Annotated in this window: 18 protein-coding genes; 6 read left to right on the forward strand and 12 right to left on the reverse strand. The window is 63.3% G+C overall.

The genetic code is table 11. The annotated features are described in order from the left end of the window. Position 1: 1 nt before the first annotated feature. Positions 2-1,594, reverse strand: a complete 1,593-nt coding sequence (locus AC0NIH_RS26665) for a peptide ABC transporter substrate-binding protein (protein WP_473468408.1) — start codon at positions 1,592-1,594, stop codon at positions 2-4. Between the two features lie 283 nt (positions 1,595-1,877). Between AC0NIH_RS26665 and AC0NIH_RS26670 the strand changes: the two genes are divergently transcribed. Next, complete coding sequence (locus tag AC0NIH_RS26670; RefSeq protein ID WP_473468406.1) at positions 1,878-2,324, forward strand: TadE/TadG family type IV pilus assembly protein; 447 nt, start codon at positions 1,878-1,880, stop codon at positions 2,322-2,324. A 2-nt stretch (positions 2,325-2,326) separates the two neighbouring features. Continuing rightward, a complete protein-coding gene (locus tag AC0NIH_RS26675; RefSeq protein WP_473468404.1) occupies positions 2,327-4,096 on the forward strand; it encodes a hypothetical protein in 1,770 nt (589 codons plus the stop codon). A gap of 41 nt (positions 4,097-4,137) precedes the next feature. On the opposite strand, the gene bglA is transcribed toward AC0NIH_RS26675, so the two are convergent. The 10 genes from bglA to AC0NIH_RS26725 form a co-directional block, all read right to left on the reverse strand. Then, positions 4,138-5,772 (reverse strand): beta-galactosidase BglA, encoded by a 1,635-nt coding sequence (bglA, locus tag AC0NIH_RS26680; RefSeq protein WP_473468403.1) that lies wholly within the window; start codon positions 5,770-5,772, stop codon positions 4,138-4,140. Continuing rightward, on the reverse strand, positions 5,765-7,831 hold the full coding sequence (glgX, locus tag AC0NIH_RS26685; protein WP_473468401.1) for a glycogen debranching protein GlgX: 2,067 nt from the start codon (positions 7,829-7,831) through the stop codon (positions 5,765-5,767). The genes bglA and glgX overlap by 8 nt, the downstream gene beginning before the upstream one ends. 52 nt (positions 7,832-7,883) lie before the next feature. Beyond that, positions 7,884-9,512, reverse strand: a complete 1,629-nt coding sequence (locus tag AC0NIH_RS26690) for an alpha-D-glucose phosphate-specific phosphoglucomutase (protein ID WP_473468400.1) — start codon at positions 9,510-9,512, stop codon at positions 7,884-7,886. Positions 9,513-9,515: 3 nt separating this feature from the next. After that, complete coding sequence (glgA, locus tag AC0NIH_RS26695; protein ID WP_473468399.1) at positions 9,516-10,961, reverse strand: glycogen synthase GlgA; 1,446 nt, start codon at positions 10,959-10,961, stop codon at positions 9,516-9,518. Between the two features lie 84 nt (positions 10,962-11,045). Then, positions 11,046-12,311, reverse strand: coding sequence for a glucose-1-phosphate adenylyltransferase (glgC, locus tag AC0NIH_RS26700; RefSeq protein ID WP_473468397.1), 1,266 nt, complete (start codon positions 12,309-12,311; stop codon positions 11,046-11,048). Between the two features lie 52 nt (positions 12,312-12,363). Then, on the reverse strand, positions 12,364-14,577 hold the full coding sequence (gene glgB, locus AC0NIH_RS26705) for a 1,4-alpha-glucan branching protein GlgB (protein ID WP_473468395.1): 2,214 nt from the start codon (positions 14,575-14,577) through the stop codon (positions 12,364-12,366). A 107-nt stretch (positions 14,578-14,684) separates the two neighbouring features. After that, positions 14,685-17,153: a glycogen/starch/alpha-glucan phosphorylase gene (locus tag AC0NIH_RS26710; protein WP_473468393.1), complete on the reverse strand. Its 2,469-nt coding sequence runs from the start codon at positions 17,151-17,153 to the stop codon at positions 14,685-14,687. Between the two features lie 131 nt (positions 17,154-17,284). Further along, complete coding sequence (locus AC0NIH_RS26715) at positions 17,285-18,067, reverse strand: ATP-binding cassette domain-containing protein (RefSeq protein WP_473468391.1); 783 nt, start codon at positions 18,065-18,067, stop codon at positions 17,285-17,287. A gap of 2 nt (positions 18,068-18,069) precedes the next feature. Next, entirely contained in the window at positions 18,070-19,131 is a 1,062-nt protein-coding gene (locus tag AC0NIH_RS26720; RefSeq protein ID WP_023777263.1) for an ABC transporter permease, read from the reverse strand. Between the two features lie 160 nt (positions 19,132-19,291). After that, positions 19,292-20,269: a sugar ABC transporter substrate-binding protein gene (locus tag AC0NIH_RS26725; protein ID WP_411969262.1), complete on the reverse strand. Its 978-nt coding sequence runs from the start codon at positions 20,267-20,269 to the stop codon at positions 19,292-19,294. A gap of 268 nt (positions 20,270-20,537) precedes the next feature. On the opposite strand from AC0NIH_RS26725, the gene AC0NIH_RS26730 reads away from it, so the two are divergent. From AC0NIH_RS26730 to AC0NIH_RS26745, 4 genes are all read left to right on the forward strand, one after another. Next, entirely contained in the window at positions 20,538-21,764 is a 1,227-nt protein-coding gene (locus AC0NIH_RS26730) for an ROK family transcriptional regulator (protein ID WP_473468389.1), read from the forward strand. Then, positions 21,765-22,211 carry an RbsD/FucU family protein gene (locus AC0NIH_RS26735; protein WP_473468387.1) on the forward strand — a complete coding sequence of 149 codons (447 nt, stop codon included), beginning with the start codon at positions 21,765-21,767 and terminating at the stop codon, positions 22,209-22,211. Then, complete coding sequence (locus AC0NIH_RS26740) at positions 22,208-23,131, forward strand: carbohydrate kinase family protein (RefSeq protein ID WP_473468385.1); 924 nt, start codon at positions 22,208-22,210, stop codon at positions 23,129-23,131. The genes AC0NIH_RS26735 and AC0NIH_RS26740 overlap by 4 nt, the downstream gene beginning before the upstream one ends. 255 nt (positions 23,132-23,386) lie before the next feature. Beyond that, entirely contained in the window at positions 23,387-24,529 is a 1,143-nt protein-coding gene (locus tag AC0NIH_RS26745) for a DegT/DnrJ/EryC1/StrS family aminotransferase (RefSeq protein WP_023777258.1), read from the forward strand. Between the two features lie 28 nt (positions 24,530-24,557). Here the strand turns inward: AC0NIH_RS26745 and cysQ are convergent, their stop codons facing one another. Next, the gene (gene cysQ, locus AC0NIH_RS26750) at positions 24,558-25,349 is read right to left on the reverse strand and encodes a 3'(2'),5'-bisphosphate nucleotidase CysQ (protein ID WP_473468418.1); all 792 of its coding nucleotides are present in this window, start codon (positions 25,347-25,349) and stop codon (positions 24,558-24,560) included. Positions 25,350-25,358 lie beyond the last annotated feature (9 nt).

The following is a 25,358-nucleotide window of genomic DNA, read 5'->3' on the forward strand; positions in this document are numbered from 1 at the left end:
ATCAGTCCTTGCTGACGAAGCGCGACGGATGCACATCCATCACGTTGTCGACGAAGCCATGCAGCTTCGAGGAAACGATGTCGTGGTAGCTGTAGTAGAGAAGCGGAATCTGGCCGACATCGTCGACCAGGATGCGCTCGGCCTCGGAGAGCTCCTTCATGCGCTCTTCGGGCTTGCCGCCGGCGGCCGCGGCCTTGTCCATGGCCGCCTCATAGGCCGGGCTGTCGTAGTTCGAGTAGTTGTTGCCGCTCGCCTTGCGCGAGATGCCGAGGAAGGTTTCGGGATCCTTGTAGTCTGCGATCCAGGCGGCACGGGCCACGTCATAGTCGCCCTTCTGCTCGAGGAAGGAATAGTGGGTCTTGGTGTCGGTGTTGAGCAAGGTGACGTCGACGCCGAGCGGCTTCAGCTGTTCCTGGATGGCGACCGCGGTGTTCTTGTGGTTCTCCGAGGTGTTGTAGCGGATTTCCATCTTCAGCGGATGTTCCGGCGTGTAGCCGAGCTTCTCGAGGATTTTCTTGGCTGCGTCCTCGCGGTCGATCTGCGGCGTGTCGGCATATTTGGCCACTGCCGGCGTATAGCCCTCGATGCCCGGAGGCACCATCGAATAGCCAGGCAGCATCGAGTTCTGCCAGACTTTTTCGGCCAGGAAGTCGCGGTCGATCGCCATCGAGATGGCGTTGCGCAGCTCGGGATTGTTCCAAGGCGCCTTGTCGGTCTTGATCGCGTAATAGTAGGTGCCGAGATATGGACCGACGTGGATCTGGTCGCCGAACTTGGTCTTGAGATCGGCGAGCTGTTCGGTCGGCAGGTCGTCATAGCTGTCGAGTTCGCCGGCCTCGAAGCGCTTCATCGCCGATGAGCGGTCTTCGGTCGGGATGTAGTTGACCACGTCGAACTTGACGGTCGCGGCGTCCCAGAATTTCGGATTCTTGACCAGTTTCATGTGGTCGTTGGGAACCCATTCGGCCAGCGTATAGGCTCCGTTCGAGACAAGATTGCCGGGCTTGATCCAATCGGCGCCGAGCTTTTCGATGGAGGCCTTGCTGACCGGATAGGTCGCCTGGTGGGTCAGCATCTCCAGGAAGTAAGGCGTCGGCGCCTTCAGCGTCACCTCCAGGGTGTTGGCGTCGATCGCCTTGACACCCATGTCCTCAGGCTTGCCCTTCTTGGTGTTGACGTCCTCCGCACCCTTTACCGGATAAAGCATCGAGGCGTATTCGGCGCCCGTCGCCGGGTCTTCCAGCCGGTGGAACGCGTAGACGAAGTCGTCCGCCGTCACCGGGCTGCCGTCCGACCACATGCCGTCCTTGCGCAGCTTGAAGGTGTAGACGGTGCCGTCGTCCGATACCGTCCAGCTCTCGGCGGCGCCAGGAATGAGGTTCGCCTTCTCGTCCTGCATGACGAGACCCTGGAACAGGTCGCGCAGGACATTGGCTTCGTAAACCGTCGAGGTCTTGTGCGGGTCGACCGATTCTGATTCTGCAGCGGTGCCTCGGTTGTAGACAATTTCGGCGAAAGCCGGCGTGTAGAAAGTGCCGGCGGTCACTGCCATGGTCGTGGCGAAAACCGTCGCCTTCAGCATGTTTTTCAGCATGAAGTTCTCCCTGTCGGCGCTGCCGTCGGCGCGCCTCTAAGTGTTGACGCCCCGGAGCCGATGGCTGGCCCCTTCGAGCGCGCCGCCGGTTCCCCCCGGCAGCTGGTGGCAGGAGACTAGACAGGAGGTAAGCTCTTTTCAACCGAGTACTGATTGACCCTAAGTCAATCAGTATAGCTGAAGAAGCAACGCCTAATTTAGAGCGGCTTTTTCAATCGCATGCACCCTCTGATTGCACCCAGGGTTTTCGCTTTCTGCATGCGAACTTTGGCATGCTGGTATCATGGTTCAGATCCTCATTTCCAAGGCCCGAAGGCGTGCGTTCCGAATGGACGCTTCGGGAACTTCAGCGGTCGAGTTCGCTCTGTTGTCACCGCTGTTCATCCTTCTCTTGCTCGGAATGGTTGCATACGGCATCTATTTCGGAGCCGCCAGCTCTATTCAGCAGATTGCGGCCGACGCCGCCCGGACGGCGATCGCCGGGTTGAACCAGACCGAGCGCCAGACGCTGGTGGCCGCATTCCTCACCAACAACGCCGCCGGCTATCCCTTCGTGGACGCCAGCAAACTGTCCTACCAGGCCAATGACAGCGTGGCCGATGGCAGCCAGTTCGTGGTGTCCGTCTCGTACGATGCGCGCAACCTGCCGATCTGGAATCTCTTCCCGGGCATAGCGATGCCCGGTGCCACGATCAAACGCCAGTCGACGATCAGGGTCGGGGGGATCTGAAAATGCCGATGCGGGCGGGCAAGGGCATCGGCCGGCTTGCACGGTCGATGGTGGGAGACAGCAAGGCGAATTTCGCCGTGATGACGGCACTGATCGCTCCGGTCGCATTGGCGCTGGCGGCGGTGGCGATCGACGAGGCCTCGATCTACACCGAGCGCCGGGAAGCCCAGGCGATGGTCGATCTGGCGGCGATCACCGCGGCCTCGAACATCAACAATGTCAACACGGCAGTCGTCACCACGCTCACCGATAACGGCATGCCAGGCGTCGTCGTTCAAGCTTCCGGCCAGACCATTGCCCCGGCCACCGGCAAGACGGTGGTGACGGTCACGCAAGGCCGATATGCCTCATCGACCGCCACAGTCACCCAGCGCTTCCAGGCGGGGGTGACCCCCTACAATGCAGTGCGTGTCACGTTGGCGAAAATCCCCGCCCGCTATTTCGCCAGCTCGCTCATCCCCACACCGGTGATCGGCACCCAAGCCACGGCCAGCATGACGCCGCAGGCGACATTCTCGGTCGGGTCGAGGCTGCTCGGCGTCAATGGCGGCATCCTCAATGCGCTTTTGAGCGGACTTCTCGGCGGCAACATCTCGCTCAGCGTCATGGACTATAACGGGCTGATCTCGGCCGATGTCAGCGTGCTTTCCTTCATCAGTGCGCTCGCCACACAATTGAACGTGACCGGCGGTACCTATTCGAACGTCCTGGCCTCGAAGGCGACGGTGGGCCAGATCGCCACCGCAATGGCCAACGTCCCCGGCCTCGGCAACACGGCAAAGATCGCGCTGCAGAGCATTGCGTCCAAGTCGACGAGCACGGTCAAGATCCCGCTCAGCAGTCTTGTCGACCTTGGTTCCATTGGCAGCCTGGGGCTCGGGCAACAGCCGTCCGGCCTTGGCGTGGACGCAAGCGCAATGGGAATGCTGACCGCCGCCGCAGTGCTCGCGAACGGCACCAACCAGGCTGACATCGATCTCGGTGCCACCATCCCGGGATTGCTCTCCACCAAGCTCAGCATCGCCATTGGCGAGCCGGCGCAATCCTCGCCATGGCTCGCGGTCGGCGGCATCGGCACTGTCGTTCGAACGGCCCAGACGCGCATCAAACTGACGGCGTCCGTCGGTGTCGGCACACCGGGTCTCGGCGGCGGCATCAGCCTGCTGGCCGTCAACCTGCCGCTCAATGTCGAAGTCGCCTATGCCGAAGCCAAGCTGACCGACATCACTTGTCCGGCAGGACCGTCCAGCATCAGTGTTTCCATTGCCGCGCATCCCGGTATTGCCCGGCTCAACCTGGCCAACAGCAACAATCCCTCCGGCTTCGCGGATTTCAGCCAGCCACAGACCTTCACCGACGCCGAGATCGCGAATGTGAGCTTCAAGCTCCTGCTGATCAACATCCCGCTGATCAAGGTGATGGGTTCGGCCGCGACCGCGATCACCAACAACAGCCCGCAAACCTTGACGTTCAACGCGACCGACATCGCCAACAAGACGATCAAGACCGTTTCGACACGAAATATCTCGCAGTCGCTGACCACGTCGCTGGTCAACAACCTGTCGCTTTCGGTCAATGCGCTTGGTCTCGGCATCGATCTGACCGCGCTGCTTGGAACGGTGAAGCCGGCGGTGGTGACCCTGCTTAACACTGTCACGGCGCCGGTCGACGACCTGCTTTACAATGTGCTGTCAGCGCTGGGTGTCGGCGTCGGCCAGGCCGACGTGCGTGTCACCGGCGCGATCTGCGGACGCGCGGTGCTCGTTCAGTAAGCATTTGCGCCAAGCGGATCGCTTGGCCCAAAGACCGCCAATCAGTCGAACCGACCGAGGAAGCGACCGAGAGCCGGCAGCGAAAGCGCTTCTCCCTCGACTGCAGCAGTGCCCTCCAAGACAACGGCGACCGCACCAATGTCCGGCGGCAGCGGCCAATTTGTCGCCTCCCCGGCGAAATTGAAGACACAGAGCAGCCTCTCCCCGCCTGCTTCGCGGATGAAGGCGAGCACGTCACCCTCGGCGTCAAGGAAGCGGATCGAACCGCGGACCAGCGCCGAATGCCGTTTGCGCAAGGCGAGCGCCGAGCGATAGGCGGACAGCACCGATTGCTCGTCGCTGTTCTGCACATCGACCGCGCGGGCGCGATGGCTCGCCGGCACCGGCAGCCAGGGCCTGCCGGTGGAGAAGCCGGCATTGTCGGCCCCAGCCTCCCAGACCATCGGCGTGCGGCAGCCATCCCGGCCCTTCACACCGGGCCAGAAGCGGATGCCGACGGGATCGCGCAAATCCTCATAGGCAAGCTCGGCCTCTACCAGGCCGAGTTCCTCGCCCTGGTAGAGGCAGATCGAGCCGCGCAGGCAGGCGAGCAGCATGATCGAGAATCTGGCCACCGCGTCGGGGTCGCCGTCCGGCGGCGTCCAGCGGCTGACGTGGCGCACCACGTCATGGTTGGAGAACGCCCAGCAGACCCAGCCATCGGCCACCGCATTTTCAAAGGCCGCGACGCAGCCGCGCACATGCGCCGCTGAAAACTGCGGACCGAGCAAATCGAACGTGTAGCACATCTGCAGCATGTCGCCGCCGGAGGTGTAGGCGGCGAGCGTCTGCAGGGAACGGCCTTCATCGCCGATCTCGCCGACCGCGGCGCGGTCCTCATACTCGTCCAGCAGCGCCCGGAAACGCCTGAGGAAGGCAAGGTTTTCCGGTTGCGTCTTGTCGAACAGATGCTCCTGGTAAAGATAGGTGTTGGTCTCGCCGTTGGTGCCGGCGACGCTCGACGCCAAAGGCGGATTGCTGCGCAGCCAGCGGTCGTGGACATAGTAATTGACCGTGTCGAGCCGGAAACCGTCGACGCCACGCTCCAGCCAGAACCGCACCGTGTCCAGAAGCGCGTCCTGGACCTCCGGGTTATGGAAATTCAAATCCGGCTGCGAGGCCAGGAAATTGTGCATGTAATATTGCCGGCGGGTCGAGTCCCATTCCCAGGCCGGGCCACCGAAGACGGACAGCCAGTTGTTGGGCGCGTTGCCATCGGGTTTCGTATCGGCCCAGACGTACCAGTCGGCCTTGGGATTGTCGCGGCTTGAACGGCTTTCGATGAACCATTCATGCTTGTCGGACGAGTGCGACAGCACCTGGTCGATGATGATCTTCAGACCCAGCCGATGCGCCTCGGCGACCAGCGCGTCAAAATCCTCCAGTGTGCCGAACATCGGATCGACGGCGCGATAATCCGAAACGTCGTAGCCCATGTCGGCCATCGGCGACTTGAAGAAGGGCGACAGCCAGACGGCATCGACGCCAAGCGAGGCGATGTGGGCCAGCCTTGCCGTGATGCCCCTGAGATCGCCGCTGCCGTCGCCGGTCGTGTCCTGGAAGGAACGCGGATAGACTTGATAAATGACGCAGCCGCGCCACCATTCCGCGCCCTGCCCGGAATTGTCGTCAGCCATCACGAACCCTTCCTGTCGCGGCTCTTGCCGGGCCGGCGCGGACCAATTTTTCCGCATCGGATTGCCCGAAAACCGGTTGCCACTTTTCGATCCGATGCTCTGTCATAAAACTGACACTGCGGCCCGGCAGCGGGCGTGCAAGGTCGATCGCCTGCGTTTCGGTCGCCGGCTGCCATCGGAACCCTTCCCTTACTGGCAGAGTGAAGACGCATTGGCGGCGATCGCCGTTGACCATGATGGCAAGGCGGCCGCCCCCGGCATCGCCTAGCAGCATGACGAGGCGATGCCGGGTGGGATCATTCCAGTCCGCCTCGGCAAGCGGCGCGCCGGTCTCGGCCAGCCAGGCGACGTCGGGGATGCCTGAAGACTCGGCCGGCTCACCCGTCAGCAAATGTGTGTCCGACAAGGCAGGCACGGCGCGGCGAAGTGCTGCGAGCGCCGAGGTGTATCGCTCCAGCGCCTGGTCGCGGCCTGCCCAGTCGAGCCAGGTGATCGCGTTGTCCTGCGCGTAGGCGTTGTTGTTGCCCTTCTGTGTGCGGCCGAATTCGTCGCCAGCGGTCAGCATGATCGTTCCGCGCGAGGCGAAAAGCGTCGCAAGCAGCGCGCACCGGTCGTCGAAGCGCGCCTTGGCGATCGCCGTGTCGTCCGTCTCGCCCTCGCCGCCATTGTTCCAGGACAAATTGTCGTTGTGACCGTCGCGGTTCTGCTCGCCATTGGCCGCGTTGTGCTTGCGCTCATAGGCAACGATGTCGGCCAGCGTCATGCCGTCATGCGCGGCGATGAAATTGACGCTGCGGCTGGCCGGCTGGCCGCCCTTGCCGAAAACATCGGACGAGCCGGCAAGCCGCGTCGCCAGCCCACCGACCATGCCGGCATCGCCGCGCCAGAAGCGTCTGGCGTCGACGCGATAGCGATCGTTCCATTCAAGGAAAGGCGGTCGGAAATTGCCGAGCTGGTAGCCGTCGGGACCGATGTCCCACGGTTCGGCGATCAACACGCGATCGGCAAGGACGGGATCGCCGGCGATCGCCCCGAGCAACGGCGCGGCGGGATCGAACGCGCCGTCGACGCGGCCCAGCACCGGCGCCAGATCGAAGCGGAAACCGTCGACGCCGGCATGGCGGACGAAATGGCGAAGCGTGTCGAGCACCATTTTCCGCACCACCGGGTGGTCGCAGGCGACCGTGTTTCCGGTGCCGGTGTCATTGACCAGCCTGCCATCCGGCTGGTGCCGGTAGTAGGCTTGATCGTCGAAGCCGCGCAGCGACAGGGTCGGCCCCAGCCGATCGCTTTCCCCCGTGTGGTTGAAGACCAAGTCGAGGATGGTGCCGATACCGGCCTCACGCAGTGCAGCGACCGCGTCGCGCAATTCCGCCAGGCCGCCGGGCGCGAGGCGCGGGTCAAGCGCCATGAAGGTGACGGGATTGTAGCCCCAGGCGTTGCTCAACCCGAGCGGCGGCAGATGCCGTTCGTCGATCGATGCCGTCACCGGCATCAGTTCGACGGCCGAGACGCCGAGCTTTTTGAGATGCTCGATGATGACAGGATGAGCAAGTGCCGCGACCGTACCGCGCTGCTCTTCCGGAATGTCCGGATGCAGCTTGGTGAACGAGCGAACGTTCAGTTCATAGATCAGCCCACCCGGCGAAAAGACAGGCGCCCGGGCCGGGATCGGCCTGGACAGCGCGAGCGCCACGGTCTTCGGCATCAATGATGCCGTGTCGGCACCTTCGTTGCGCCGCGCGGCAAGCCGCCAGTGATAGGCATAGGGCCGATCGATTTCGATACCATAGGGATCGGTCAACAGCTTGTCTGGGTCGAACCACCGCCCTTGCTCAGGCGCATAATCGCCGTCGGCGCGAAAGCCATAGCGCGTGCCGGCGGCGAGACCGGAGACGAAGAGTGCGTGGACGCTCTGTCCTTCCGGCTGGAGTTCAAGCCGGTCGGTCTCGTGGGAGCCCGCATGATCGAAGATCGACACCCAGAGGCGTCTCGCCGACGAGGACCAGACGGCGAAGCGGATGCCGTCACGGGTGACGGTGGCGCCGAGTTGGGTCATGCAGGCTCCCCCTTCTCCCACAGGGGAAGAAGGAAAACGCGCAGCACCGCCCTCAAGTAATCACGCTCGGCTTGTTGCGGCCGGTGTGGCTCTTGATCCCGGCAATGTCGTCGGCCGCCGCGATCAGGTCGGCGAGCGCTTCCTGCGTGTCGAGATCGTGCCTCGCCTTGTCCGGCTCATAGCGCTCGATGTAGACGCGCAAGGTCGCGCCCGAGGTGCCGGTGCCGGAGAGCCTGAAGACGACGCGCGAGCCGCCTTCGAACAGCACCCTGATGCCCTGGTGCTCGCTGGTCGAGCCGTCGACGGGATCGTGATAGGCGAAGTCATCGGCATTGGCGATCTTCAGGCCACGCACGCTGGTGCCGGGCAGCGAACCGAGCTTGGCGCGCAATTCGTCGACCAACGCGTTGGCGCGATCGCTCTCGACTTCCTCATAGTCGTGGCGCGAATAGTAGTTGCGCCCATAGGCCGCCCAGTGTTCGGTGACCACCTGCTTGCAGCTTTCGCCGCGCGCGGCGAGGATGTTGAGCCACAACAGCACCGCCCACAGGCCGTCTTTTTCACGCACATGGTTGGAGCCAGTGCCGGCGCTCTCCTCGCCGCAGATCGTCGCCATGCCGGCATCCAGCAGATTGCCGAAGAACTTCCAGCCGGTCGGCGTCTCGTAGATGCCGATGCCGAGTTTTTCGGCGACGCGGTCTGCAGCACCGCTGGTCGGCATCGAGCGGGCGATGCCCTTCAGCCCGTCCTTGTAGCCCGGCGCCAGGCGGGCATTGGCGGCGAGCATCGCCACCGAATCCGAAGGGGTGACGAAAATGCCCTTGCCGATGATCAAATTGCGATCGCCGTCACCGTCGGAAGCAGCACCGAAATCGGGTGCGTCGGCGCCCATCATCTCGTCATAGAGGTGCTTGGCATGGACCAGATTGGGGTCCGGATGATGGCCGCCGAAATCGGGCAGCGGCTTGAAATTGCGGCAGGTGCCGTTCGGAGCGCCGAGCCGGTTTTCGAGGATCTCCTTGGCGTAAGGGCCGGTCACCGCGTGCATGGCGTCGAAGCGCATGCGGAAGCCAGACTTGAACAGCTTGCGCAACGCATCGAAGTCGAACAGGCTTTCCATGAGCTCGGCATAGTCGGCGACCGGATCGATGATCTCGACCGTCATGCCGGCGGCCTTGACCGTGCCTATCGTGTCAATGTCGATCGGATCGATATCAGCGGTCTTGAAGCTCGAAATCGCCTTGGTCTTGGCGAAGATCGCATCGGTCAGCTTTTCAGGCGCCGGGCCGCCATTGCCGGCATTGTACTTGATGCCGAAATCCTCGTGCGGACCGCCGGGATTGTGGCTGGCCGACAAGATGATGCCGCCGAAGGTCTTGTATTTGCGGATGACGTGCGAGGCGGCGGGCGTCGACAGGATGCCGCCCTGCCCGACCATCACCTTGCCGAAGCCGTTGGCGGCTGCCATGGCGATGGCCTTCTGGATGACCTCGCGGTTGTAAAAGCGGCCGTCGCCGCCAATCACCAGGGTCTTGCCCTTGAACCCGTCGAGCGCATCGAAGATCGACTGGATGAAATTCTCGGCATAGTGCTCCTGCTGGAACACGGGCACCTTCTTGCGCAGGCCCGACGTGCCTGGCTTCTGGTCTAGATAGGGTTTGGTGGGGACGGTACGGATCATGCTTCAGGCAACCCTTTTCGAAAGCAGCGAGCGATAGAGTTCAATGTATTTTTCCGCGCTCTTGTCCCATGACACATCGGCCTTCATGCCCTGGCGCTGCAGCGATTTCCAGATCGCCGGATCGGCATGTGCATCGACGAGACGACGCATGGCGTGCAGCAAGGCGCCGCCATTGTTGGGAGCGAACTGGAAGCCGGTGGCGACGCCGGCCGACACGGCGGCCTCGTTGGCATCGATGACCGTGTCCGCCAGGCCGCCGGTGCGGGCGACCACCGGCACGCAGCCATAGCGCAGGCCATAAAGCTGCGTCAGCCCGCAGGGTTCGAAGCGCGAGGGAATGACGATGGCGTCGCAGCCACCCTGCATGATGTGAGACAGCGCCTCGTCATAGCCGACGACGACACCGATACGGCCACGGTGGCGTGCGGCGGCGGCGAGCAGCGCACCTTCAAGGCCGGCATCGCCCGAGCCCAGTATGGCCAGGCGCGCCCCGGTCGCAACGATGCCGTCGACCGCCGTTGCCAGGATATCCATGCCCTTTTGCCAGGTCAGGCGGCTGACGACGCAGACAATCGGGCTGCCGTCGGGCTCCAGACTGAAACGCGCCTCAACCGCTGCCCGATTAGGCGTGCGCGCATCGAGTGTTTCGGCGGTGTAGTTCGACACCAGATGCTTGTCGGTTTCCGGATCCCAGATGCCGATGTCGATGCCGTTGACGATGCCATAGAGATCGCTGGAGCGCATGTTGATGAGCCCGTCGAGGCCCATGCCGAATTCCGGCGAGCGGATTTCCTGCGCATAGGTCGGGCTGACCGTGGTGATCGCCCAAGCGGCCTGCAGGCCGGCCTTGAGAAAGCCGACGCCGCCATAATATTCGACGCCATCGAGCGCCATAGCCGCCGCCGGCAAGCCAAGCTCGCCGAAGATGCCGGCGCCGAACTGGCCCTGGAAGGCGAGGTTGTGGACGGTCATCATCGAGGGCACGCCGACCGCCTTGCCGTAGCGCATATAGGCCAGCGTCATCGCCGACTGCCAGTCATGGGCGTGGACGATGTCGGGCTGGTAACCGGAGATGGCGCCGCCGGCGATGTCGCCGCCGACCTGGCTCAATGCCGCGAAGCGCCGCCAATTGTCCGGCCAGTCGCCACCGCTGGCATCGCCATAGGGGCCGCCGGGGCGATCGAACAAATGTGGCGCGTCGAGCACGAACAGTTCGAGGCCGGCAAGGTGGACGGAATGGACGGAGGCCTTGCCGCCTTGCAGCAAGGGGTATTGCAGGACAGCCTTTTTTTTCTTGAAGGCGGCCATCACGCTCGGAAAGCCCGGCATGAGCGTGCGCATGCTCACGCCCTTGGCCGCCAGCGCGATGGGAAGCGCACCAGTCACATCGGCAAGTCCGCCGGTCTTGATCAGCGGGAAGATCTCTGGCGTGACCGACAGAACCTGCATGCGTTTATGGTCCGATGCTGTCTATTCTTTGTTTCAAAGCAATTCCGGACGGAAAACCGTTCCACACTTTTCCTGGAACAGCTCCTACAGCTTCAGCTTGTCGATCATGTCCTGCGTGACCAGGCAGATGCCTTTTTCCGAGACCCGAAAACGCTTGGCGTCGAGAACTGGGTCTTCGCCCACCACCAGCCCTTCCGGTATCCTAACACCATGGTCGATGACCACGCGCTTCAACTTTGCGTTCCGGCCGACATGAACGTCGGGCAGCATGACGACTTCCTCCAGCGTCGAATAGGAATTGATGCGCGCGCCGGTGAAGATCAGGCTTCTTTTCAGCGAGGCGCCGGAGACGATGCAGTCGCCCGAGACCAGCGAGGACACGGCCGAGCCACGGCGGCCGTCCTCGTCATGGACGAACTTTGCCGGCGGCTTCAACTCGGCATAGGTCCAGATCGGCCAGTCGCGATCATAGAGGTCGAGCTCCGGCGTCACGTCGGTCAGATCGATATTGGCTTCCCAATAGGCATCCACCGTGCCGACATCGCGCCAGTAGGCCTCGTTTTCCATCGTCGAGCGCACGCAGGACTTGGCGAAGCGGTGGGCGATCGCCTTACCGTGCTGGACGATATAGGGGATGATGTCCTTGCCGAAGTCGCGGCTCGAGCCGGGCTCGGCGGCGTCGCGGCGCAGCTGTTCCATCAGGAACTTGGTCTTGAACACGTAGATGCCCATGGAGGCCAGGGCAAATTCGGGCTTGTCGGGAATGCCGGGCGGGTCGGCGGGCTTTTCAACGAAGGCGATGATGTTGTCCTTGGCATCGACATGCATGACGCCGAAGCCGGTCGCTTCCATGCGCGGCACTTCAAGACAGCCGACGGTGACATCGGCGCCGGCATCGACATGCTGGCGCAGCATCAGCTCATAGTCCATCTTGTAGATGTGGTCGCCGGCGAGGATGACCATGTATTCGGGGCCGTAGGCCTCGATGATGTCGATGTTCTGGTAGACGGCGTCGGCCGTGCCTTCATACCACTGCGTTTCCGACACGCGCTGGCTGGCCGGCAGGATATCGAAGCTTTCGTTTCGTTCGGGCCGCAGGAAGTTCCAGCCGCGCTGCAAATGGCGGATCAGCGAATGCGCCTTGTACTGGGTGGCGACGCCCAGGCGACGGATGCCGGAATTGAGCGCGTTGGAGAGCGCGAAATCGATGATGCGCGTCTTGCCGCCGAAATAGACGGCCGGCTTGGCGCGCCGGTCGGTCAATTCCTTGAGGCGGCTGCCGCGGCCGCCGGCCAATACGTAGGCCATGGCATCGCGCGCCAGCGGCTGGGTCCGTTTCAAGTCTGCCATTTCTACCCTCCCAAGTTACTCAGTCTCGCCATGTTATCGGGCCTTGACGGGCTCAGTCGGCTACGAGTTCAAGCATGATCGTCGACAGCGGCGGCAAGAGCATCGTTGCCGAGATGCTTTTGCCCTCCGCCCTCGCCTCGACAAGGCCGCCATTGCCCATGCCGGAGCCGCCATATTCGGACGCGTCGGTGTTGATGATCTCGCGCCACTTGCCGGCCTTCGGCAACGGCACGCGATAATTGTCGCGCGGCACCGGCGTGAAGTTGGAGATGACGGCCACCGGGCTGCCGCCCGGCGCGTTGCGCACCCAGGCAAAAACCGAATTCTGGCTGTCATCGACGATCAGCCAGGAGAAGCCTTCTGGCTCGCAGTCACGGCCGTGCAGCGCCGGGCGCGAACGGTAGAGATAGTTGAGATCGCGCACCGTCTGCCAGACGCCGCGATGCGGGCGGAAATCGAGCAGGTTCCAGTCCAGCGCGCGCGCCTCGCTCCATTCGCGGCGCTGCGCGAATTCCTGTCCCATGAACAAGAGCTTCTTGCCGGGATAACCCCACATGAAGCCGTAATAGGCGCGCAACGTCGCGAATTTCTGCCAGTCGTCGCCGGCCATCTTGCCCAGCAGCGTGCCTTTGCCGTGTACAACCTCGTCATGCGAGAGCGGCAGCACGAAATTCTCCGAGAAGGCGTAGGTCAGGCCGAAGGTGAGGTCGTTGTGGTGGTGCTTGCGGAAGATCGGCTCCTTGGCGAAATACTCCAGCGTGTCGTGCATGAAGCCCATGTTCCACTTGAAGCCGAAGCCAAGTCCGCCTTCATGCACGGGCGCCGAGACCTTCGGCCATGAGGTCGATTCCTCGGCGATGGTCATGACGCCTGGATGGTGGCCGTAGACCTCCTTGTTCATCTTCTGCAGGAAGGAGACCGCTTCCAGGTTCTCGCGGCCGCCTTTCTCGTTGGGGATCCACTCGCCCTGCTTGCGTGAATAGTCGAGGTAGAGCATCGAGGCGACCGCATCGACGCGCAGCCCGTCGACATGGTATTTTTCGGCCCAGAACAGCGCGTTGTTGACCAGGAACGACACCACCTCGCGGCGTCCGAAATTGTAGATCGCGGTGTTCCAGTCGGGGTGAAAGCCCTTGCGCGGATCGGCATGCTCATAGAGTGCGGTGCCGTCGAAATGGACCAGCCCGTGCTCGTCGACCGGGAAATGCGCCGGCACCCAGTCGAGGATGACACCGATGCCGGCACGGTGGGCGCCGTCGACAAAGCGGGCAAAGCCGTCAGGATCGCCAAAGCGGGCCGATGGCGCGTAGAGGCCAGTCGTCTGGTAGCCCCAGGACGGATCATAGGGATGTTCGGAGATCGGCAGGAACTCGATGTGGGTGAAGCCGGTCTCGACGGCATAGGGGATCAGCCGATCGGCCAGTTCGTCCCATGACAGGAACGTGCCGTCGTCGCGAAGCTGCCAGGAGCCGGCGTGGACCTCGTAGATGGAGATGGCCTCGCGCCGGGGATCGGCGTTGCGCCAGAACGTGCGATGTGCCTCGTCGCCCCAATGATGGGCGGGCGGCACGGCGACGACCGAAGCGGTGGCCGGGCGCAGTTCGGATTTGAAGGCGAAAGGATCGGCCTTCAGCGGCAGCCTGACGCCGTCGGGGCCGATGATCTCGTATTTGTAGGGCCGGCCGGCGCCGATATCGGGAATGAACACCTCCCAGATGCCGGTATCGCGGCGATCGCGCATCGAGTGGCGGCGGCCGTCCCAATCGTTGAAATCGCCGACCACCGAGACGCGCCGGGCATTTGGAGCCCATACGGCGAAATGCACGCCGGTGGCGCCCTCGTGCTCGATGACATGGGCGCCGAGCTTGTCGAACAGCCTGAGATGCGAGCCTTGAGCGATATAGTAGTCGTCCATCGGGCCGAGCACCGGGCCGAACGAATAGGGGTCGGTCAGCCACCAGTCGCCGCCGGCATTGCGAGCGTGGTAGCGCAGCGGCTGCCGCTTCTTGATCGACAGCTTGCCTTCAAAGAAACCGGCATCATCCCGCCTGGTCAGCTCACCGGCCTTGATGCCGGTCAGCGTGTAGGCGGTGACGAATTCAGCATTCGGAACGAAGCAACGGGCAAACAGGCCCTTGCCGACCTCATGGACACCGAGGACAGCGAACGGATCTCCGTGCGTGCCGGCAACAATCGCCGCAACATCGCTGGCTGGCGCCAGTCCGTCCGGCCCGCTTGTCGCAGCGGTCGCGCGCGGCTTCCTCATCAGGCAGTGTCCCTCCCAGGGCACCAGGTGTTTTGTTTCTGGTGATGCGAAGTGACTTTCAACCCGCATCACCGGGACCACATTGCTCGTGGCCTCATGCAATCACATCAGGCAGGCACGTTCCAGATTTCTTTCGCGTATTGACGGATCGTGCGATCGGACGAGAACCAGCCGACGCGCGCGACATTGCGGATCGCCTTGGCATACCAGTCCGGGCTGTTGCGCCAGACGGCGTCGACCTCACGCTGGGCGGCGGCGTAGGCGTCGAAATCGGCGGCGACCATGAACCAGTCGCTGTCATAGAGGCCGTTGACGAGGTCGCGGTAGCGGTCGGGATCATCGGGCGAGAAGACGCCCGATGAGACAGCAGCCACGGCCTGTGCCAGCTCCGGCGACGCTTCGATGACACCGCGTGGATTGTAGCCATTGTTGCGCCGCTCGGCGACTTCGGCGGTGGTGAGGCCGAAGATGAAGATGTTGTCGTCGCCGACGCACTCCTTGATCTCGACATTGGCGCCATCGAGCGTGCCGATGGTCAATGCGCCGTTCAGCGCGAACTTCATGTTGCCGGTGCCGGACGCTTCCATGCCGGCGGTCGAGATCTGCTCGGACAGGTCGGCGGCGGGCATCATGATTTCGGCCAAACTGACATTGTAGTTCGGCACGAACACCACTTTCAGCAGGCCGCGAACGGCTGGATCGCGGTTGATGACCCTGGCGACGTCGTTGGCGAGTTTGATGATCAGCTTGGCGTTGTGATAGCTGGGCGCCGCCTTGCCGCCGAAGAATTTCACGCGCGGCATCCAGTCCCGCTCCGGATGCGAGCGGATCTGGTCGTAAAGCGCCACCGCCTCGAGGATGTTCAGGAGCTGGCGCTTGTATTCGTGAATGCGCTTGATCTGGATGTCGAACAGCGCCGACGGGTCGACCTTGATGCCGAGCCGGTCGGCGACGAGATTGGCCAGCCGCACCTTGTTCTGCCGCTTGACGGCGGCGAACTTGTCGCGAAAGACGGCATCGTCGGCGAAGGCATCGAGCCCCTTGATGGCGTCGATGTCATCGAGAAAACGGTCGCCGATCGCCTCGCGGGCGAGCGATGTCAGCCCGGGATTGCACTGGATCAGCCAGCGCCGTGGCGTGATGCCGTTGGTCTTGTTGTTGATGCGATCGGGATAGAGCCTGTGCAGGTCGGCGAACACCGTTTCCTTCATCAACTCGGTATGCAGCGCCGAGACGCCGTTGATCGAGTGCGAGCCGACAAAGGCAAGGTTGCCCATGCGCACGCGGCGGTCGCCATTTTCCTGGATCAGCGAGATACGGCTGATCTGCTCGTTCGAGAACTGGTCGGTCGCGCGTGCTTCGAGCAGAACCTGCGCGTTGACGGCGTAGACGATCTGCATATGGCGCGGCAACAGCCGCTCGAACAGCGGCACCGACCAGCTTTCCAGCGCCTCGGGAAGAAGCGTGTGGTTGGTGTAGCCGAAGGTGCGCTTGGTGATGTCCCAGGCGAGGTCGAAGTCCATGCCGTGGACATCCATCAACAGCCGCATCAGTTCGGGAACGGCGATCGCCGGATGGGTGTCGTTCAGGTGGATCGCCGCCTTGTCGGGCAGCGACTTCAGGTCGCCATACTGGCTGAGATGGCGCTGGACGATGTCCTGCAGCGAGGCGGTGGAGAAAAAATATTCCTGCCGCAGCCTGAGTTCCTGGCCGGCCATGTGGGAATCGGCCGGATAGAGCACGCGAGACAGCGCGTCCGCCTTGTTGCTTTCGGCCAGCGCGCCGATGTGGTCGCCGGCATTGAACTTGTTGAGCAGGATCGGGTCGATCGGCATGCCCGACCAGAGCCGCAGCGTGTTGACACGGTTTGCCCGCCAGCCGACGACCGGCGTGTCGTAGGCGACCGCCAGGACATGCTCGGTCGGTTTCCAGACATGGCGCTCCAGCCGTCCGTCCTTCGAGGTGATCGATTCCACCGCGCCGCCGAAGCCGACCTCGAAGGCACGTTCGCGGCGCTCGAACTCCCAGGGGTTGCCGTGATCGAGCCAGGTCTCGGGCAGTTCGACCTGCCAGCCATCGTGGATCTCCTGGCGGAACATGCCGTTGGCATAGCGGATGCCGTAGCCATGCGCCGGAATGTCGACTGTCGCCATGCTTTCCATGAAGCAGGCGGCGAGCCGGCCAAGGCCGCCATTGCCGAGCGCGGCATCGGGTTCGAGCGCCGCGATCAGATCGAGGTCGACGCCGAGCGACGACAGCGCTTCGCGCATGTTGTCCATCAGGCCGAGATTGGAAAAGGCGTCGCGCATCAGGCGGCCGATGAGGAACTCCAGCGACAGATAATAGACGCGCTTTTCCTGCTGGTCGTAGGCCTCTCTGGTTGCCTGCATCCAGTGATCGACGATGCGGTCGCGCACGACCTTGATCGAGGCGGTGAGCCAGTCGTACTGGGTCGCGACGGTGGTGTCCTTGCCGACCCTGTATTTGAGGGCCATCAAGACTTCCCTTGCGAGCGTCTTCGGATCAGGATTTTCGAGCAGTGGCGGAAGGGGTTCGGATGTCATCGCGCGCGTCATGCTGCCTCTCGTGCGGTTGCCACGATCATACCGGCTTTCACCATTCATCCCAGCCCATGTTACCGCATTGCAGCATACATTCAATCGATTTAGATGCGCCGCCGCCGGCTTACCCTGCGGCAATTTGACAGTCAGGCCGCCAGCGCGGCCTCCGGGGGTGCCTTCGCGCCGGTCATGAAGGCGACGGCATCGGACATCGTATATTGCTTGGGATCGATGACGGCGAGGCGACGGCCGAGGCGATGGATGTGGATGCGGTCCGCCACCTCGAAGACATGCGGCATGTTGTGCGAGATCAGCACGATCGGCAGGCCGCGCTTCTTGACGTCGAGGATCAGTTCGAGCACGCGGCGGCTTTCCTTGACGCCAAGAGCTGCCGTCGGTTCGTCCATGATGACCATCTTCGAGCCGAAGGCGGCGGCGCGCGCCACCGCCACGCCCTGGCGCTGGCCGCCCGACAGCGTTTCCACCGCCTGGCTGATGTTCTGGATGGTCATCAGACCCAGCTCGGTGAGCTTGTCGCGGGCACGCTTTTCCATCGCCGGACGGTCCAGCATGCGCAGCCATTCTCCCAGGAAGCCGGGTTTGCGGATCTCACGGCCGAGGAACATGTTGTCTGCGATCGACAGTGCCGGCGACAGCGCCAGATTCTGGTAGACGGTTTCGATGCCTGCTTCGCGAGCCTCCATCGGCGACTTGAAGGCGACGGGTTTGCCTTCGAGCCGGATCTCGCCTTCGTCCGGCACGGCCGCGCCGGAAATCGCCTTGATCAGCGACGACTTGCCGGCGCCATTGTCGCCGATGACGGCGAGAATTTCGCCGGGGTAGAGGTCGAAATCGGCATTGTCGAGCGCGGTGACGCGACCGTAGCGTTTGATCAGACCGCGCGCGGTAAGGATGGGTTCCTGGGTCATGACTATGCCGAAACCTTTCTGATCCATTGGTCGATCGCCACGGCGCCGATGATCAGCACACCGGTAAGCAGCACTTTCCATTGCGGATCGGCGCCGAGCATGTTGAGGCCCATGGAGACGACGCCGACGATCATCGCGCCGAACAGTGTGCCCAGGATCGAGCCGCGCCCACCGAACAGGGAAATACCGCCGATCACCGTGGCGGTGATGGCCTGTAGATTGTAGTCGGTGACCGCTGACGAAGGCGAGATCGAGCCGTTACGGCCGATGGAGACCCAGGCAGCGAAAGCGGCGATCAATCCGGCAAGGGTATAAACCGTCATCAGCACCTTCTTGGTCTGGATGCCCGAGAGTTTCGCCGCCTCCTGGTCATCGCCGACGGCGTAGACATGGCGGCCCCATGCCGTGTGATTGAGCACGTACCAGAGGATCATCACGAGCACGACTGTGGCAATGACGCCGAGCGTCAGCACCGCAGTGCCGATCTTGAAGCTCATTGCGAACAGATGCAGCAGCGGTGCCTGGGTGTCGACGTCGGTGTCGCGGATCGTCTCATTGGCCGAATAGATGAAGTTCGTGGCCATGACGATGTTCCAGGTGCCAAGCGTCACGATGAAGGGCGGCAGTTTCATGTAGGCGACCAGCAGTCCGTTGAGCAGCCCGCAGGCCGCACCCGCGGCAAGCCCGATCGTCACGGCGAGAATGGCCGGCATACCGTAGCTGACCGCACAATTGCCCATGATCACGGCTGAAATCACCATGATCACGCCGATCGACAGGTCGATGCCGGCAGTCAGGATGACCAGCGTCTGCGCGGCGCCCAGGATGCCGACGATGGCAATCTGCTGCAGGATCAATGTCAGCGTGTAGGACGAGAAGAAGCGCCCGCCGATGGTGATGCCGAAGATAATGATCGATAGGACCAGCACGATCAGCGGCACAGCGGCCGGCGTCGAATGCAGGAAATGCTGGATGCGCTTGACGGCCGATTTGTGCTCGTCAAAGGCGGCGACGCTTGTGTCACTGCCCGAGAGAACCTTCTCGAATTCCTGAGCTTGAGCCATGTTTCCTCCCCGTGAGGGATCAGCCAAACGCTGACGCCCGTCCACGCCTTTCCGGTCTGCTGCCGGGATTGTTCGCGGTCACGCGACCCATCGTCCACCCGAAGCGGCCGGGGATCAAGCCCCGACCGCTCAGGTTCGGTAATTGCCGGTCAGACCGGCATCAGCCCCAGCACTTGGCGAGGCCTTCCTTGGTGTCAATGGACTTGACGCCAGTGGCCGGCTTGTCGGTCACCAGGTTGACGCCGGTGTCGAAGAAATTCTTGCCCTCGGTCGGCTTCGGCTTGGTTCCGTCCTTGGCGAAGGCTGCGATCGCCTCGATGCCGAGCGCCGCCATCTGCAGCGGATACTGCTGAGATGTCGCGCCGATCACGCCTTCTGTAACCGACTTCACGCCGGGACAGCCACCGTCGACCGAGACGATCAGCACCTGCTTTTCAAGGCCGACGGCTTTGAGCGCCTGGTAAGCACCGACAGCGGCCGGCTCGTTGATGGTGTGGATGACGGTGATGCCGGAGTCCTTCTGAAGCAGGTTCTCCATCGCCTTGCGGCCGCCTTCCTCATTGCCGTTGGTGACGTCATGGCCGACAATGCGCGGATCGGTTTCGTCGCCGATCTTGTTGGGGTCCTTCACGTCGATGCCATAGCCCATCATGAAGCCCTGGTCGCGCAGCACGTCCACGGTCGGCTGCGACGGCGTCAGGTCGAGGAAGCCGATCTTGGCGTCCTTGGCCTTGTCGCCGAGCGTCGCGGCGGCCCAGGCGCCGATCAGCTTGCCGGCCTCGAGATTGTCGGTGGCAAAGGTGGCATCCGCCGCGTCGATCGGATCGAGCGGCGTGTCGAGCGCGATCACAAGCACGCCGGCGTCACGCGCCTTCTTCACCGTTGGTACGATGCCCTTGGTGTCGGATGCGGTGATCAGGATGCCCTTGGCGCCGTCGGCAATGCAGCTTTCGATCGCCGCCACCTGGCTCTCGCTGTCGCCGTCGATCTTGCCGGCGTAGGTCTTGAGGTCGACACCAAGTTCCTTGGCCTTTGCGGTCGCGCCTTCCTTCATTTTGACAAAGAAGGGGTTGGTGTCGGTCTTGGTGATCAGGCAAGCGCCGACGCCAGCTGCGGACGCAGACGAGGCAAACGCCATCAGACCGAGGGCCGTTGCGGCAAACACGGTTGATTTCAACAGTTTTGTATTGTTCACGATCTTCCTCCCAGTGGAACCATCCGGGTGCCGGCCAACCGGCACCAACAGCGCATCCAACGAATTTCTCCCAGCGTGGACGCTGTCCCAAACAGACACCAGACCGAGGCCCCTGTCAATAATTAAATCACTCTTATTTATTATTGACAGGGTTGCGCCGCTCGCTCATTCTAGCCCAAAAGCATCGCGGGGAAACGACGGGAGGAACAGGGTGGAGACCGCCACTGCGAGGCATGGTTCGCCCGATGCGAATGACAGCCTTATTCACCGCGGCACCAACCAGAGCGGCATGCGCGATCACAACGAGCGGCTGGTGCTCTCGTTGGTGCGGCAGCATGGCAGCCTGGCGAAGTCCGACATCGCCCGCATGACCGGACTTTCGGCGCAGACGGTTTCGGTCATCATGCGCGAACTCGAGGAAGAAGGCCTGCTCGTCCGCCAGGCACCGTTGCGTGGCAAGATCGGCCAGCCCTCCATCCCGATGGCGCTCAATCCCGAAGGTGCCTTCTTCATCGGCCTCAAGATTGGCCGGCGCAGCGCGGAACTCGTGCTGATCGATTTTCTTGGGCATGTGCGCTCAATGCTGCAGCACTCCTATCGCTATCCGGCACCGCGCGAGACGGTCGAGTTCGTCACATCAGGCATGAAGAAGATGCGCGGCGAATTGAAGCCCGAGCAAGACAAGCGCATTGCCGGGCTCGGCATCGCCATGCCGTTCGAACTGTGGAACTGGGCCGACACCGCCGGCGCGCCCCGCGACGTCATGGACGAATGGCGCCACCGCGACATCAAGGCCGACATCCAGGCGCAGTGCGATTTTCCGGTCTATCTGCAGAACGACGCCACCTCGGCCTGCGGCGCCGAACTCGTTTTCGGCCAGGCGGGGGGAGCGCGTGATTTCGTCTATTTCTACATCGGCGCCTTCGCCGGCGGCGGCATCGTCCTCAACGGCCGGCTGTTCGGCGGTCCGACCGGCAACGCCGGCGCGCTCGGCTCCATGCCTGTGCCTGGCCCGGACGGAAAGCCGACCCAGCTGATCGACGTGGCCTCGATCGCCATGCTGGAAAAGGCGCTCAATGATCGTGGCGTCGAGGCCTCGCATCTGTGGACCTCGCCCGAGGACTGGGGCGAGATCGGCGCAGAGCTCGACGACTGGATCGCCAGCGCCGCGCGGGCGCTTGCCTATGCCATCGTGGCTGCATCCTCCGTCATCGATTTCGAGGCGGCGGTGATCGATGGCTGGATGCCGAAGGCGGTGCGCCGCCGGCTGGTCGATGCCGTCGTGGCCGCCATTGCGGCAATCGATGGCGAAGGCCTGAAACTTCCCGCCGTTCGCGAGGGAACCGTCGGCATCCATGCCCGCGCACTCGGCGGCGCCAGCCTGCCGCTTTCCGAACGCTTCCTGATCGGCTCGACGACGATTTCTAGGAGCGCCTGAATGCTGATCGGTATCCCGGCGCTGCTCGGTCCCGACCTTTTGTCGACATTGCGCGCCATGGGCCACGGCGACGAGATCGCCCTTGTCGACGGAAATTATCCGGCCGAAGAGCATGCGAGACGCCTCATCCGGGCCGATGGTCATCCCCTCATCCCGGTGCTCGACGCCATCCTCAGTATCCTGCCGGTCGACGACGCAGTAGCTGAGGCGCTGTTTCGCGCCTCCGTGAAGGGCGATCCGTCGCTTGCCGACCCCGTCCATCACGAGATGGAGGCGATCTGTGCCAAACGCGCGCCGGGCCGCAAGGTGGTTGCGCTGGCCGGCGCCGACTTCTATGCACGGGTCAAATCGGCGCATGCCATCGTCGCGACAAGCGAGCCGCGGCTTTACGCCAACATCATCATCCGCAAGGGCGTGATCTATCCGCCGGAGACCAGGAAGCCATGATCCTCTGCTGCGGCGAAGCCCTGATCGACATGCTGCCGCGCACCACGACGCAGGGTGAACCGGCCTTTGCGCCCTATGTCGGCGGCGCGGTGTTCAATTCGGCGATCGCGCTTGGCCGCCTTGGCGCGCCGGCAGGCTTCTTTTCGGGCCTGTCGTCGGATCTTTTCGGCGGCCAGTTCCGCGACGCGCTGGGGGCGAGCAAGGTCAGTTCCACCTATGCGCACACCTCCCCTCGTCCGACCACGCTTGCCTTCGTGCGGCTGGACAACGGCCAGGCGACCTACACATTCTACGACGAGAACACCGCGGGGCGCATGCTGACCATCGACGACCTGCCGACGCTGGGCAGCGAGATCGAGGCCATGCTGTTCGGCGCCATCAGCCTGATTTCGGAGCCGGCCGGCAGCGCCTATGAGGCGTTCATGAAACGCGAGCATGAGGGCCGCGTCATGATGCTCGATCCCAACATCCGGCCGAACTTCATTCCGGACAAGGCAAAGCATCTCCGGCGCATCCGCGCCATGATGGCGGTGGCCGACATCGTGAAACTCTCGGATGAGGACTTGAACTGGTTTGGCGAAGCGGGTTCGCACGAGGATGTCGTGCGCAACTGGCTCGACCGCGGCCCGAAGCTGATCGTCGTGACCCATGGCAGCGAAGGCGCCGTCGGCTACACCAAGGATCATGCCGTCACCGTGGTGCCGGAGAAGGTCGAGGTGGTCGACACGGTCGGTGCGGGCGACACGTTCAACGCCGGCCTCCTCGCCTCCCTGCACGAACAAGGCCTGCTGACGAAGGCGGCAATCGCTGGACTGTCGCAGGACGCCATCCGCAAGGCGCTGGCGCTCGGCGCCAAGGCGGCGGCGGTGACGGTGTCGCGGGCAGGCGCCAACCCGCCCTGGCGGCATGAGATCGCCTGAGCACCCCTCGGATTGAACCGGTCGATCACTTTATGTTTCGCAGGACCGATCCATGGGGCTATAAAGGCGCCATAGCGCCCGACAAAGCCCGGATTTCCGGCATCTGGCTGACATAGACCGGGAATACAGGTAACGGACTGCGACAACTCCGCAATTTGTCGCTCCGCCTGCCCGGCTTTCTCGGCAGGCGCAACTCTGGTACCAGCGGGCCGTTATCTGGCTAAATCGCCTGGTTAAACCGTTTTTGAGGCCGACATGCAGTTCATCGATCTTGGCGCGCAGCGCGAACGAATCCGCGACCGGCTGAGGGTCGCCATCGACCGTGTCGTCGACGAGGGCCGCTATATACTGGGGCCGCAGGTCACCGAATTCGAAAACAAGCTTGCCGCCTATGTCGGCACCAAGCATGTCGTGGCCTGCGCCAACGGCACCGACGCGCTGCTGCTGCCGCTGTTTGCCGCCGGCATCGGCCCGGGTGACGCGGTGTTCGTGCCGAGCTTCACTTTCGCCGCCACCGCCGAGGTGGTGGCGCTGGCCAAGGCGGAGCCCGTCTTCGTCGATGTCGATCCGGCAACCTACAATATCGATATCGCCAGTCTCGAGGCGGCCATCGCCATGATCAAGAAGGAAGGCAGGCTGCAGCCGAAGGCGATCATCCCTGTCGACCTGTTCGGCCTTGCCGCCGATTACGATGCCATCATGGCCATCGCCAACCGCGAAGGGCTGTTGGTGATCGAGGATGCGGCGCAGTCGATGGGCGGATCGCTTGGCGACAAGATGTGCGGTGCCTTCGGCCATGTCGGCTCGACCAGCTTCTATCCGGCCAAGCCGCTTGGCTGCTACGGCGACGGCGGCGCGATGTTCACCAACGACGACGCGCTGGCCGACAAGCTGCGTTCCTTCGCCTTCCACGGCAAGGGCGAGACGCAATATGACAACATCCGCGTCGGCATCAATTCGCGGCTCGACACACTGCAGGCGGCGATCCTGATCGAAAAGCTCGCCATCCTGGAAGACGAGATGGTTGCCCGCCAGGCGGTGGCAAAGCGCTACGCCGAAGGGCTTGGCGATATCGTCACCGCCGCCCGCAACCTGGACGGCAGCCGTTCGGCCTGGGCGCAATACGCGATCGAGACGCCCAAGCGCGACGGCCTGAGGGCGCATCTGAGCGAAAAGGGGATTCCGTCGGTCATCTACTACGTCAAGCCGCTGCACGACCAGATCGCCTATCGCGACTACCCGCGCACGCCAACCGGTCTTGCCGTCTCGGAGGACCTGCCAAAGCGAATCCTGTGCCTGCCGATGCACCCCTATCTCAGCGAAGCCGACCAGGACCGGATCATTGAGACGATCCGCAACTATATCGGCTCCAACTCGGCGCAGGCCGCAGCCGAGTAAGCTGCAAGTCTCGGCTAATCGGCAGTTCTCAGGCGGGGCTCGCCCCTGCCCTGCCGCTGGCGATGAAATGCGGATTGGCGAAATCCGCGTCATCGGCTTGATTGCGCTTGCCATAGGCCAAGAGCTTTCCGTCCAGCGTGCGCGTCGTGCCGCCGGCGGCCCGCAGCACCGCATCGCCGGCCGCGGTGTCCCATTCCATGGTGCGGCCGAAACGCGGATAGACATCCGCCTCGGCGCTGGCGAGAAGGCAGAATTTCAGGGACGATCCGACCGAGACGATCTCGGCGGCGCCGAGGTCGCGAATGTAGGCCTCGGTCTCCGGCGTGTTGTGGGAGCGGCTGGCCACCACGGCCAGCGGTACCGCCGCCGTCCTCACCGAGATCGGCCGGCGCGCGACGATCTGGTAGTCACCGTCGACCTCGAGAGCTTCCGCCCTGCCCGGCAAGCCGGAAAAGAAGCGGCCGGTGCAAGGCGCAAAGACGACGCCGACCTCCGGCACGCCATGGCGGACAAGCGCGATGTTGACGGTAAAATCGGTGCGGCGGTTGACGAATTCCTTGGTGCCATCGAGCGGATCGATGAGGAAGAAGGCATCGCCAAGTTCGGCCGGCATGACGCCAGCCGCTGCTTCCTCCTCGGCCACACAGGGAATGTCGGGAAATGCGCTGCGCAGCCCGGTGAGAATGATCTTCTCGCTCTCGCGGTCCGCCTCGGTCACCGGCGAGGCGTCGGATTTCTGGTCGACCGCACAGCCGGCGTGGAACACGCGCATGACCTCGCGCCCGGCCGCCAGGGCCAGCCGTTCGAAGGTCTCGAGCATCAGCCTGTC

Source organism: Mesorhizobium sp. WSM1386 (genome assembly GCF_055901595.1).

Coding starts and splice junctions, on each gene's coding strand:
- AC0NIH_RS26735 (WP_473468387.1), top strand. CDS start 21,765: ATGCTGATCGGTATCCCGGCGCTGCTCGGTCCCGACCTTTTGTCGACA.
- AC0NIH_RS26690 (WP_473468400.1), bottom strand. CDS start 9,512: ATGATCCGTACCGTCCCCACCAAACCCTATCTAGACCAGAAGCCAGGC.
- AC0NIH_RS26745 (WP_023777258.1), top strand. CDS start 23,387: ATGCAGTTCATCGATCTTGGCGCGCAGCGCGAACGAATCCGCGACCGG.
- AC0NIH_RS26675 (WP_473468404.1), top strand. CDS start 2,327: ATGCCGATGCGGGCGGGCAAGGGCATCGGCCGGCTTGCACGGTCGATG.
- glgX (WP_473468401.1), bottom strand. CDS start 7,831: ATGACCCAACTCGGCGCCACCGTCACCCGTGACGGCATCCGCTTCGCC.
- bglA (WP_473468403.1), bottom strand. CDS start 5,772: ATGGCTGACGACAATTCCGGGCAGGGCGCGGAATGGTGGCGCGGCTGC.
- AC0NIH_RS26725 (WP_411969262.1), bottom strand. CDS start 20,269: ATGGCGTTTGCCTCGTCTGCGTCCGCAGCTGGCGTCGGCGCTTGCCTG.
- AC0NIH_RS26720 (WP_023777263.1), bottom strand. CDS start 19,131: ATGGCTCAAGCTCAGGAATTCGAGAAGGTTCTCTCGGGCAGTGACACA.
- glgA (WP_473468399.1), bottom strand. CDS start 10,961: ATGCAGGTTCTGTCGGTCACGCCAGAGATCTTCCCGCTGATCAAGACC.
- AC0NIH_RS26740 (WP_473468385.1), top strand. CDS start 22,208: ATGATCCTCTGCTGCGGCGAAGCCCTGATCGACATGCTGCCGCGCACC.
- AC0NIH_RS26665 (WP_473468408.1), bottom strand. CDS start 1,594: ATGCTGAAAAACATGCTGAAGGCGACGGTTTTCGCCACGACCATGGCA.
- glgC (WP_473468397.1), bottom strand. CDS start 12,311: ATGGCAGACTTGAAACGGACCCAGCCGCTGGCGCGCGATGCCATGGCC.
- AC0NIH_RS26670 (WP_473468406.1), top strand. CDS start 1,878: ATGGTTCAGATCCTCATTTCCAAGGCCCGAAGGCGTGCGTTCCGAATG.
- AC0NIH_RS26710 (WP_473468393.1), bottom strand. CDS start 17,153: ATGACGCGCGCGATGACATCCGAACCCCTTCCGCCACTGCTCGAAAAT.
- glgB (WP_473468395.1), bottom strand. CDS start 14,577: ATGAGGAAGCCGCGCGCGACCGCTGCGACAAGCGGGCCGGACGGACTG.
- cysQ (WP_473468418.1), bottom strand. CDS start 25,349: ATGCTCGAGACCTTCGAACGGCTGGCCCTGGCGGCCGGGCGCGAGGTC.
- AC0NIH_RS26715 (WP_473468391.1), bottom strand. CDS start 18,067: ATGACCCAGGAACCCATCCTTACCGCGCGCGGTCTGATCAAACGCTAC.